Annotated in this window: 11 protein-coding genes and 1 pseudogene; all 12 read left to right on the top strand. The window is 40.6% G+C overall.

Annotated features, from left to right (window positions below):
• Positions 1-7: 7 nt before the first annotated feature.
• The 12 genes and pseudogenes from A0128_RS00950 to A0128_RS01005 all read left to right on the top strand — a co-directional run bounded on the left by A0128_RS00950 (position 8) and on the right by A0128_RS01005 (position 12091).
• Positions 8-2104 carry a phage tail tape measure protein gene (locus A0128_RS00950; protein ID WP_069605817.1) on the top strand — a complete coding sequence of 699 codons (2097 nt, stop codon included), beginning with the start codon at positions 8-10 and terminating at the stop codon, positions 2102-2104.
• Positions 2101-2646, top strand: a complete 546-nt coding sequence (locus A0128_RS00955; RefSeq protein ID WP_069605818.1) for a DUF6046 domain-containing protein — start codon at positions 2101-2103, stop codon at positions 2644-2646. The genes A0128_RS00950 and A0128_RS00955 overlap by 4 nt, the downstream gene beginning before the upstream one ends.
• Positions 2643-3014 (top strand): LysM peptidoglycan-binding domain-containing protein, encoded by a 372-nt coding sequence (locus A0128_RS00960; protein ID WP_069605819.1) that lies wholly within the window; start codon positions 2643-2645, stop codon positions 3012-3014. The genes A0128_RS00955 and A0128_RS00960 overlap by 4 nt, the downstream gene beginning before the upstream one ends.
• Complete coding sequence (locus A0128_RS00965) at positions 3014-4036, top strand: hypothetical protein (protein WP_069605820.1); 1023 nt, start codon at positions 3014-3016, stop codon at positions 4034-4036. Before A0128_RS00960 ends, A0128_RS00965 begins: the two co-directional genes overlap by 1 nt.
• A 10-nt stretch (positions 4037-4046) precedes the next feature.
• Complete coding sequence (locus A0128_RS00970; RefSeq protein WP_069605821.1) at positions 4047-4619, top strand: hypothetical protein; 573 nt, start codon at positions 4047-4049, stop codon at positions 4617-4619.
• Positions 4619-4987 (top strand): LIC10183 family protein, encoded by a 369-nt coding sequence (locus A0128_RS00975; protein WP_069605822.1) that lies wholly within the window; start codon positions 4619-4621, stop codon positions 4985-4987. The genes A0128_RS00970 and A0128_RS00975 overlap by 1 nt, the downstream gene beginning before the upstream one ends.
• Positions 4988-5068: 81 nt before the next feature.
• Positions 5069-6199 carry a baseplate J/gp47 family protein gene (locus tag A0128_RS00980; RefSeq protein WP_069605823.1) on the top strand — a complete coding sequence of 377 codons (1131 nt, stop codon included), beginning with the start codon at positions 5069-5071 and terminating at the stop codon, positions 6197-6199.
• A complete protein-coding gene (locus A0128_RS00985; protein WP_069605824.1) occupies positions 6192-6857 on the top strand; it encodes a hypothetical protein in 666 nt (221 codons plus the stop codon). Before A0128_RS00980 ends, A0128_RS00985 begins: the two co-directional genes overlap by 8 nt.
• Positions 6858-6916: 59 nt before the next feature.
• Positions 6917-7639, top strand: coding sequence for a hypothetical protein (locus tag A0128_RS00990; protein WP_069605825.1), 723 nt, complete (start codon positions 6917-6919; stop codon positions 7637-7639).
• Positions 7632-8939, top strand: a pseudogene (locus A0128_RS00995) (hypothetical protein); the annotation flags it as partial. The gene A0128_RS00990 and the pseudogene A0128_RS00995, both read left to right, overlap by 8 nt.
• Before the next feature lie 463 nt (positions 8940-9402).
• Entirely contained in the window at positions 9403-10938 is a 1536-nt protein-coding gene (locus A0128_RS01000; protein ID WP_069605827.1) for a hypothetical protein, read from the top strand.
• 103 nt (positions 10939-11041) lie between these two features.
• Complete coding sequence (locus tag A0128_RS01005) at positions 11042-12091, top strand: class I SAM-dependent methyltransferase (protein WP_069605828.1); 1050 nt, start codon at positions 11042-11044, stop codon at positions 12089-12091.
• Positions 12092-12152 lie beyond the last annotated feature (61 nt).

Consider the following 12152-nt stretch of genomic DNA (forward strand, 5'->3'; position numbering starts at 1 on the left):
GCGGGAAATGGCGGATACGGACATCAATAAACTCAATTTAGTATTTACTATCAAAGATCTCGCTTCCAATAAAATCAGCGAGATCAACGAACAATGGGATCAAATGAGCGCTAAGATTGGAGAGAATAAGAACAATGTCGATAAGCTGAATTCTGCAATCGAAAAAATCAATGTCGGAAGCCAGCTGATAACGCTGGGAATATCTCTCGGAAAATTCTCCATGGAACTTCTCCATTCAAGGATACAAACTTCAAAGCTGGAAGGAAGTCTTAGATCGCTCGGGATGACTAGTAAAGAAGTTTCTAATATTTCAAATTCAGCATATTATCTGTCCGGTAAAACCGGGATTCCGGTGGATACAATATTAACCGGCGTAAAAACGATTAAGTCGGCTTTCAAAGATCTCAATAAAAGTGATCTCAATCATCTTACTTCCAAAATAGCGATGGCAAGCGTTGCTACAAAGGAAGATTTTTCGGTAATTGTTAATGCACTGATAAAAAGTGGAAAGAATCTCAAGAACTTTAACGGTGAAATTAACGGCCTTGACTTCTCCAATTTAGATCATCTGAAGGTTTACGAAGATTCTTTACAAAGTTTTCCCACACAAGTTCAGCGTCTCAGTAATAGTTGGGAAAATCTCAAGAAAAAATTCGGTGGCGGGCTTGAAACTTCTAAGTTCGGCAAAGTCTTCGAAATATTAAGCGACGGAATAGAAACGATAAATGAATTACTTGCTGCAAATCCAAAGCTCGCCGAATTTGCCGGGACATTTATGATGTTAGGTAGCGGCGCTTTGATAGGAGTCGGAGGAGTTCTCTTACTCAATGGGGCGATTCTTGCCCTCAAAACTCTGGCAAGCGCGGGTTTGATCACAAATCCATTTGGTTGGATCGTCCTCGGTGCGATGGCGGCTATCACAGTGATTGCGCTGATTGTCTCTCAGTGGGACAATATTAAAGCGGCCGCTTCCAACGCTCTTAACGTCGTATTAGTAAAATTTGATTCATTTGTAAATTTCCTGAAAATTGGATGGAATAAGATTAAATCGACTTGGTCGGAGATGCCCGACTGGGCGAGAGGATTGATTGCCGTCATCGGTCTCATTATTACCGGACCTATTAAGCCGATGATAGTTGCAGGTATTCTAATATACAAATATTGGTCTGATATAAAAGCCGCGGCTCTTTCCGTTTACAGCTATGTAGCAGGGCTTTGGAATAATTTTTCTAACGTGGTATCCGCGATTTGGTCGAATATTCTCGCAGGCTTCGATAGCGCTTGGAATACGATTGTAAACTTCGGAGATAAGATCGTTCAAAAGTTCCAATCTATTTGGAATGCAATTCCATTATCTGCTAAGAAGGCGGGGATGGATTTATTAAAGGCGTTAGGGTCCGGCATTTTAGCCGGAATCAATTTCGTAGTTACTCCGATTAAAAATGTTTTAGCAAGAATCGGCAGATTTCTTCCACATTCTAATGCGTTGGAAGGCCCTCTTTCCAATCTAACGGGTTCAGGAAAATCCTTTGTCGAGACGTTCGCGCTTGGAATTAAGAATGGAAAGAATACAATCCCTGTAACTATCAATCAAGTTATGACCGGTTTTGAAAATAGTTTAGGGATGGCAAAAGATTCCGGTTTGTCTTTTGCGAAGACGGTCTCCAGTGGAGTTTTATCCGGAATTACAACATTAAAAAATGCTGGTGAGAATTTATACAGAAAAGGATTGGATGTCATCTCCAACCACTCCGACGCAAAAGAAGGACCTCTCGTAAATACATCCGGTTATGGCCGCGCATTTGTCAACACCGTAGCTCACGGTATCGAATCCGAAACTCCTAAGATGAATCCAGTTCTGCAAAGATTCAATCAGGCTCTGACTCCGGATTCGAAAGGAATTGTTAAGCGAACATTAGAAAATCGTGAAACATCGGAAATCGTTTCCGGAAATTCCAAATCGGGAAGTAATATCAGTATCGGCTCCATTGTTGGTCAGTTGATTGTCGGCGATAGAAAAGCAAACAAAAAGAAAATCGGAGAAATTCTTATCGAAGCTCTCTTCGAAGAATTGGATCGTTATGAGGAGATGGAGTTAGCATGATCGGAGGAATTACACCACCCGCCACACCCGCAGGATACATTCCTCCGGAAATTATCACCGGGGATACGGATCGTTTAGTCATAGGCTCGGATATTCTTAGCGAATATGAGTTTCCTTCAGCGACAAAAATTAAAGTGAGTCAGGAAAAGAAAATCGAAGTTACCTCGATCCCCGGAGGGAAGGGAACCGTGAAAGAGCTTACGGGTTACGGGGATTGGAGAATCACCGTTGATTTTACGATTCTCGCCGCGGTCTACGGAGCCGGTCTTTTGGCGGCTCCTTCGAATCCGTTGGTAAAAACGATGATTCAAAAAATGAAAGAATTAAAAAAACTCTGGGAAACTGATGAAACTCTCTATTTGAATCATTCGATGTTAAACGCATTAGGAATTAAGAATGTAGTTTGCGAAACTTTTAGCCTTCCTGACGGACCGATTCAGTATAGCCAGGAAGTAAATATAACTTTCTTATCGGACGAGGAATACGATCTCGACCTCGCTTCCTTGGATTCAAAGAATCAAAATGTGGAGTCTTCTTTATGAGTCAGTTTTACGTTTTGAAGAATTCGGATACTTTACAGAGGCTCTCCGCTAAATTTTACGGGAAATGGGAGTTGTGGAGACTCATCTTGGATAAAAATTCTCAAGTCGAGGATTGGAAAAATTTAAAACCGGGAATTAGAATCGAAATTCCAGATCCGCTTACTGAGGACGTATTTCATACGATTCAAATCGGCGACACATACGAATCGATAAGCCTTCTTTATTATGGCACCGAACATTTCTCGGGAAAAATTCGCGAAGATAACGAAAATATACAGCCGTATGAAAACATAGGTTCCGATCTTTTTGTCGGCGCCCTTATATCGAGCATCGAACTCAAGAGTGCGGTTAGGAGGAACTCTTTTTAATGTTAGCCTTAATCCAAGAATTAGAAATATCGAATACTAAGTTTCCGGCTGTGACGGAAGTTACTCTTGAGTCTTCGAGAGAGATTCCTACGGACACTCTTATTGTAAAACTTCCGAAATATAAAAATCTTAAAAAAGATTCTATTACGAAGTTTGCAAAAGTCACCTGGCGGGCAGGATATTCTGAATACGGCCTTATTTCGGAATTTAACGGTTATGTCCTTGAGATCAGTCCTAAAATTCCACTTGAACTGAAATGTGTGGACCCATTCTTTTTTTGCCAAAGAAAAATTATGGATCGAGATTATCATCAAAAACCTTTGATGACTTTTCTGAAGGATTGTATTCATCCTCAAATTAAATCCGACATTACGATTGTTGTCAGAGATTCGGATATCGATCAGACCGTCGATATCACTTGTGCCAAGAAGACTGCACGTTATGCGTTATCTATTCTTAAAAAAAATCAAGGAGTCGATATTTTTTTCCATGATTGGAAGTTGATCGTTCAGAAGGCGTATGTGCATCCGAATTTATCAATTCAATCGAAGGCAAAGAAAGATAGCGACTCTTCCAAAACATATCCGATTTTTCGATTTGGTTTTAACGTTATTGAAGACGACCTTATTCCCAAAGAAAGTAAGCCGTTTCAAATCGTAGTTCGCGGAGAAAATCCGAAAACGGGACAAAGCTACAAAGGAACTCATGGAAGCGGGGAGGCAAGATACTTTGAAATCGATGGGTTAGATTCTCAAGAAGCGACGAAAAGGGCAAAGGAAATTTACGAAGAAAAATGCGGCTCCGGCTTTGACGGAAAATTCGTAACGTTCGGTTTTCCATCGGTAACACATTCACAAATCATAAATATTCAAGATTTGGAAGATTCTTCCAGAAGTGCGAAAACTTTCGTAAACAAGGTGATAAAAAAATTTAATATCAACGGTTATAGACAAGAAATTTATCCGGGTTTTTACCACGAGCCTCCTAAAACGAGCGCCGCAAAATCAAAACGTAAAAAATAATAGGAAGGCAATGGCAGAAAAAACTTTTATACAAGCGATTGTTCAAGCCTGGAAAATCGGGTTTCCTATGCATTTTCCAAAATCCGGAATCGTAGATTCAATTAACGAGAGCGATAAAATTCTTACGATCAAATCGGGCGGAGATTTTATCTACAATGTTACTTGGATAGAACCTGTAATTCCAAGATTAGGATCAAAATGTCTTCTTGTCGCACGCGATAATCTCGATAAACGTTATACGGCGTTTGCCTTTGAAAAAATAGATTCTCTAAAAACTAAAATTGCAGATCAAGTCGAGATTGAAATTAAAGAAAGCAAGGTTTATATCAATTTTAAGAATTTAATCAAAATTACTTTGGATGAAGAAGCCCTTTCTTTGGATTTGGGTTCAAAAAAACTTAAGATCAAAGGGGACATTGAACAGGACGGAGACTTTAAAACTAAAGGTAAAGTCGAAGCTGAAAAAGAAGTAACAGCAAAATCTAATTCTTCGGAATCAGTCGGGCTTACTACTCACTTAACGGATTATACCGATACTCCGATCGGTCCGTCCGTATCTAACAAACCGAAGGCGGGCACCTGATGATAGACTTAGCGAATGATCCTGTAGTTTTTGGAGATCTTACTTTAGACTCGTCTAATGACGATTTAATGGTCGATTCAAGTTCGATTCGATTGGTTCTTTCCGAGATTCGAGAGATGTTTGAGATGACGATAGCCGATGATATCGATTATCCGGAAATCTACAGTAGACAGAGAGCGGCGGCCAATTCTACGGAGTACGCGGATCAAGCTGCGCGAATTCGAGACGCGGAAAAATTTCTAAAATTTCATCCTGCAATTGATGCGCGTTCGATAGACGTAAGTTTGAATTCTGAAAACCGGATTTTAGTGAGTTTTTTTCTCAAAACAGGAGAATCCTTAAAAGGATTTGTGATGAGCGGTTCATAAAGTTAAATAATATAATTTTATTATATTCTAAATCATTCCTAAACGGGAATGAAATTTTGTTCTATTTATAGGAGCTTATAGATGAATTTAAATACGACAAAGGAACAGGTTCTTAACGATCATTTACAAATGGTGAAGGCGTCCGGCGCGTTTAAGAATCATACATTTAGTCCAACTTCGAAAACATTCTCTTTGATTAGGGCGCTTTCCAATGCAGTCTTTCTTTTCATTGATTCGGATTTAGTTTCTGTTCAGAAAGCGATTCATCCTCATACTGCGGAAGACGACGCTCTTCACGAACATTTGATTCGGAGAGGGATGCAATGGAAACCGGCGCTTCCGACCATTCTTAAGGTAAGAATCGGTTCTTCCGTTCAGCCCGCGATGGATCGGGAAATACCTCAGACTCTGATCGTAACAACTTCCGGTCCGGAAGATCAAAAGATTCGATTCTTTTTACAAGAATCACTGGTTCTACCGGCTGGAATTCCGGCTGACGCTCAAGGAAAGTATTCGATCGAAGCTCTCGTAGAATGTGTGTTAGACGGTCCTATCGGTAACGTTGTGCCGGGCTCGATTGTTTTGATCGAAAATCCTCCGGAGGGAATCGACTACGTTGCAAACTTGGAAACAACTCCCGTTCAACAAGGTCAGTTTAGAGAAACGAGAACTTCCGTTCGTTCGAGACTGATGAACGCGGAAGGTGTATCTTCCAAGTGGACTCCTGCTTGGTATATATCCGAAGCTGAAAGTTTTTCATTTATCAAAAGAGCTATTTTTAAAAGCGCAAAAATTTTAAACACCGACGGCGAAGTAAAAATTCTTCTTCAAGGATCCGTGGGCCCATTGTCGAATTCTCAATTGATTCAAGTGAAGGATCACTTTAACGCGGAAGAGAATGATCCGGGTGGAGTCGCCCATGTTCTAGTAGAAAACATAAATGAGACCGTGATTAATAAAACCGTAACCGTAAAGTTTTCATCTTCGGATACGATTCCAAGCCAGTCCGTTTTGGATCAGATCAAGGAAGAATACTTTCTGTCACTTTCAGAAGGTCAGGACTTTATTGACGCTCAATTAAAAGCTCTGTATCAAGCTCTTCCTAATTGTATCGATGTGGAATTCAATCCGCTGGGGAATGTGGATGTGTCGGCCGGTTCTTTGGCCAACGTGGGGCCCGGCTTTCAGGTGTTAGGTGCCGTCTATGTCTGATCATTTTTACTTTGATTTCAATTCTTCCGTTTGGAAAAATCAGAGAAGTCTAATTCGAAAATTAGGAATATCAAGTCTTTGGTATAAGATTCTAAAATCTTTGCTTTCTATCTTAGAAGAACGCGCTACAAGATTGAGCTGGTTGTATCGACAGATGTGGTTGGAAACTAGCGACGGTTTCGGACTGATCCTATGGGGGGCTCGGTATAAGATTGCAAAGCTCCCTGGAGAAACCGATGAGTCTTATAAAAATCGGCTTCTCTTGGCGAAGACTTTTAAACTTTCGATCGCATCCGTCTCTTCCAAGAGGCAAGTCATCCAATATTCTACGGAAGTCGACGTGAACGAAATTCAATACTCAAAAGTTTACGAAAGCGAAGATGCAAAAAATTGTTTCGTTATGGGAGGGGCTTTGGATGGGAGAATGATGTCGCGAAAATATACGCTTTATCGATATCGATTTTTATTTCCAAAACTCTCTACCTCTTTTGATAGAGAAGCGTTGATTCGATCTATGGAGAATGTGAATATTGGAGGAAACGTCTGCGAATTGTGGGAGGATCAAGGTTCTTTCGAGCCTTTTATAATGGGAGGAGCTCTTACGAATCAATTTCATTCTAGACGAGCTGAAAAAATCAGAGAATATTTAATTTATTAAATATACAAAGAGCGGAATATTCCGCCTACGCTACTCAGACGCTCCAACAAGGAGCAATCATGGAAAAAATATATGTTTACTCTTCCGTGTCTTTGGATGAGTTTCCATTGTCGAACTTGCATGCGATACAGTTAGAGGTCGAATTGTTCAATCGCGATAAGAGCGAAATCGAAAAGAAAAAAATCTATCAGGGGATTTTTTTTCCTCCGGAAGGATTAAAATTCGAAGCTGGAGAGTTGAAACCTTTTTCTCTTTCCGAAAAAGCGGATCGAGGGTTGATATCCGTTCCGGAAGATCAAAAAATAGAAGACGATAAACTTGTTCCAAAAAATCCGCTTGAACTTCTTCAATGCGGACTCCTAACGATTTCAGAATACAAAGAGAAGAAAATACAGCAGATCAATTCTAAGTTCGATGCAGCGATGGAGAAGATTCTTTGTCGTTATTCGAAAACGGAGCCTCTTTTTTGGCCGATTCTTTCCACGCAAGCAAAGGTTTGGATTGAAGCGAATTTAGAAGAGAAAGAAATTTTAAAACATACCTTAGTCGCACTTACAAGCGAATCAATGAGCGAAGAAGACGATGATATTACAGAACTTGCAAATACGATTCTTACTAAATCTGGTTCTTTTGAAGCCTATAACGGAATCTGCAAACGTATGAAGAAGGAATGGATTACACAAGTAAAGAATAATACCAAAACGAATGTGACAGTTCTTTACGATGAATTGGAATCCATTGCGATCGAGTATCCTGTTTTTGAAGGAGCAAGTAATGGATAAATTATCAGGAATAGAATTTCCGAACGTAGGTAAAAGAGTTTTTCCGGAAGACTGGAAGAAGGAACAAGAATCTAAATCACAGGAAATTATCAACCGAGATCTGGATCTTTTGGGATGCGGAATCCAGAAGGGGGGTACGATTGTTGTCGGTTCCGATTCTAATCGAGTGGATTTGATCGACGTTCTCGTTGCCTATGACGTCGACGGAAAGCGGATTGAAGTGGCTCCTATAACTGGGATCCCGGTTCCGGATAACGCAAGCTGTACGCTCGTTGTTCGTCATAAGTTTCAAGAAACTGAATATGATAGCCCTTCTAATCTTCCAAGCGATGGGCCGAATGTTTGGAGAGATAATTCTTTCGAGATCATTGCAAGACAAGGATCTCTTGCGGTAGGTGACATCCCTCTTCGTACGATATCTTCGAATGTTTCCGGCGTAGTAACTTTAGGAACAGACCTCAGAGTTTGGAGAGGAGTTGCTACAAACAATCTTAAAGACGGACAAGTTACTGAAGAAAAGCAGGCAAGCACGGTTAAGTCCGGTTTGGTGACGGACCTTCACGTAGATCTCATTGCAGCTATCAACCCCGATGCAAACAATCCTTTGAAGTTAGTAAAGGGAATCAACCAAGCCTATCTATATTCTAAAAACTTTACGGATGTTACTTTCAAACAAGAACGAAAATTCTTAGGTGAGATGTTTTGGATGGATGATTTGAGAACTCCGTCCACAGATTTTCCTGCGTTTTGTTTGGCTTCTCCGGATCAATTGATCAATGCGAGTGGAACCGGCGGAATGCCTGATTTAGTGAGTTACTGGCTGGACAAACCTTTTCGTTACGATCCTCTTGGAACCAACGTAACGGACTTTGACGCGATCAGCTATACAATCGCGAGTAACGTTCTTACCGTTACTTTTGCAAACACGACCGCGTGTCAAAAGATGATCGACGCACTTGCAGAGGATAATCTTGTTCACGGTTCTTTTACAAATTGGATTACGGGAACTCTTCTGCAAACTATCGGTGGTGTTCCTGCAAACGCGACTCTTGCAATTACGGCCCTTTCTTCTACGAGCAGGACCATCAGTTTTTCCTGTGCCGCCGCGAATTCCAGCGGGTCACTTTCAGGAGTGAAAGTAAGGTTCTACAAACACAGACTTCCTGACGTTTCCGCTGGAGCAACGATTGCAAATCAAGTTAGACACTTCGCAGTTCAAGGGAGAGGTTTTGTTTCCGTAATGGATTCGGATTCTGACTGGATCGGTGGACTCAGGAGAAGAGATCGATTCCAAGGGCACACGGTGAAGGGACAATTTGAAATGGGTGCAGTTGGTGCCTCAGGATCTACCGCGTGGGTTTTCACAGGCAATGATAAATCTTGCGGAGTTCCCGTTGCTTACGGATCTTTTGGAACACCTCGCTTTGGAAACACCACCGACGCTAGAGGTCTTTCCGGATTTCCATACATATTTGTAAGAAGAGTTTTGTGAAAGAAAAGTTGGTTTAGTTTAGAATTTAGTACACAGAGCTATATTCAGTATTTCGCATAAACAAATAAAATATAGAAAGAGCGAGTAAATTCGCCCTGCTACTCAAAGGCCTCCCCGTTCGGAGCAACAGATATGAATCGAATATACATTTACTCTTCTTTTTCCAAAAAGGGGTCTTCCTCTTTGATTGTGCATTTTGCAGATGAAGAAATTCTTCGAGTAAAATCGAAATTACCTCTGATTGGACATTCTGTTTTTGAAGGAGTGAATCATGGATAAGTTATCAGGAATAGAATTCCCGAGCGTAGGTAAGAGAGTTTTTCCGGAAGATTGGAAAAAAGAACAAGAATCTAAATCACAAGAAATCATCAACCGTGATTTGGATGCGTTTGGGGCTGGTGTAGATATCGGCGGAGCGATTGCAGTTGGAGCGACTTCAAATCGAGTAGATCTAACCGATACTCTGATCGCATATGATGAAAATGGAAAACGAATCGAGATTCCCCCTACCGCTGGAATATTAGTACCTTTGAATGCAGTTTCCACAATCGTAGCTCGTCATAAGTTTCAAGAAACGGAAACAAACAATCCTTCGAATCTACCGGATGACGGCCCGATTGTCTGGAGAGATAATTCTTTTGAAATTATTGCGAGGCAAGGTTCATTGATCGTAGGCGATGTTCCGCTTCGATCGGTTTCTACAAATTCTTCCGGAGTAGTTACTCTCGGAACTGATTTGAGATTCTTTCGCGGTCTCAAAGGCCACCGTATTCAAGACAATGAAATTACCGAAGCCAAACAAGCGAACTCGGTTAAGACCGGCTTGGTTACGGACCTTCATTCGGATATTATTGCGGGAGTCAATCCTGATATAAACAATCCGTTGAAGTTTGTAAAAGCGATTAATCAGGTTTACCTTTTCTTTAAGAATTTTACGGATTCTATTTTCAAACAAGAACGAAAGTTCTTAGGCGAGATGTTTTGGATGGATGATTTGAGAGCTCCATCCACAGATTTTCCTGCGTTTTGTTTGGCTTCTCCGGATCAGTTGATCAATGCGAGTGGAACCGGCGGAATGCCTGATTTAGTAAACTACTGGCTAAACAAACCATTCCGTTACGATCCTCTTGGAACCAACGTAACGGACTTTGACGCGATCAGCTATACAATCGCGAGTAACGTTCTTACTGTTACTTTTGCAAATACGACCGCGTGTCAAAAGATGATCGAGGCACTGGCGGAAGATAACCTTGTCCACGGCTCTTTTACTAATTGGATGACAGGAACTCTTTTGCAAACTATCGGTAGTGTTTCAGCAAACACAACTCTTGCTATTTCCGGGATTTCAACCGGGAGTAGAACGATGAGTTTTACTTGCGTTGCTTCAAATTCGAGCGGCTCCTTATCCGGTGTTAAGCTGAGATTCTATAAACATCGTCTTCCGGACGCGATCCCAGGAATCACTGTGACCAATCAAGTCAGACACTTTGCGATGCAAGGAAGAGGTTTTGTTTCGGTGATGGATTCGGACGGTGAATGGATTGGTGGCTTAAGAAGAAGGGATCGATTTCAAGGGCACGGACACGAGCTTTGGGGTGAGATAGGAAGTGCAAATGGGACTTCAACAGTCCACTTCAATACTTCGTCTGCAAATACAGCAAGATTATTTTCAGGCGGTGGCGCAACTGGTCAGCCTGTAAGGACTGCTAATACGGATGGAACTAATGGAGCAACACGCATTGGAAAAACTACCGACGCCCGTGGACTTTCAGCTTTTCCTTATGTGTTTGTCAGAACTGTCCTATAAAGTGAAACTGATTTGAGTTCAGAAGTCGCATATTTCGCTTTTCAGCGGTGCGCGTAAATATACTTTTGTGAAAATTGAATAAATCGTTATCGGATGTTTAGCAATGTATCAACAATATGGAAAACCAAGTGCTCCGCTTCTGCTGCAGAAAAAATCTTTCATTGAAGAAAACAGTAAGCATTTAAATAACCAGCGTAATATAGCAGCCGTTTATATTCAGCAACCTATCCGCGAGAATTGCAAGAATTGCAACCATGTGTTGATGGAAAAAAATGATTTTATAAAAGACCGAATAGCATATAAGATATGCTCAAATTGTTCCCATCTAAATGGTGCAAATGAAGATACTAATGAATTTTGCGAAACTGCATATTCAAACGATGATGGGAAAAATTACGCTGAAAATTATGATTCTGAGAATATTGAAAGTTATAATTATCGAGTTGCAAGTATATATGTCCCCAAAGTTGAATTTTTGATCACTTCACTCCGCAGCGATAATGTGGACCCTTATAAATTGGAGTTTTTGGATTTTGGAGCAGGTTCTGGATACTTCGTTAAAGCTCTGGATTCAGTAGGATTAAAGAATGTTTTTGGTACTGAAGTATCTAAGGTGCAGGTTAGTTTAGGCAATAAAATGATTGGCAGAGACGCGTTAAGGATTCATAATTTACAGGATACAGCGGAGGCACTATCGAAAACTTCCGCAAACGTAGTGTCCATGATCGGTGTTTTAGAGCATTTACAGGACCCAAGGGGTGCGATTCGTGCAATTCAGAAGAATGATAATATTAAATATTTCTTTATTTCTGTTCCTTTATTTAGTTTGTCGGTGTATATTGAGATAATATCTAAAAACAGATTTCATAGACAATTGCACGGCACACATACTCACTTATATACGGAAGCATCAATTGAGTATTTGGCAAAAGAATTTCAATTTGATATTATTTCACAATGGTGGTTCGGAACCGACATGGTGGATTTATACAGAAATATTTATATAGACTTAGAAGAAACTGGGGGATCAGATTCATTACGTTCACATTATCTAAGCATGATGAAGTCTATTTTAGATGCAATGCAGCTTGAGATCGACAAAAAGCACTATTCCTCGGAAGTACATGTTCTATTTAAAAAGTGTGCCATCTAATAAGCTCCAAATCATAAAAACTTAAGAGATTGATAACTTCCTGATTTTTTCGCACATTTAA

It is taken from the genome of Leptospira tipperaryensis (assembly GCF_001729245.1).
Lineage (GTDB): Bacteria > Spirochaetota > Leptospiria > Leptospirales > Leptospiraceae > Leptospira > Leptospira tipperaryensis.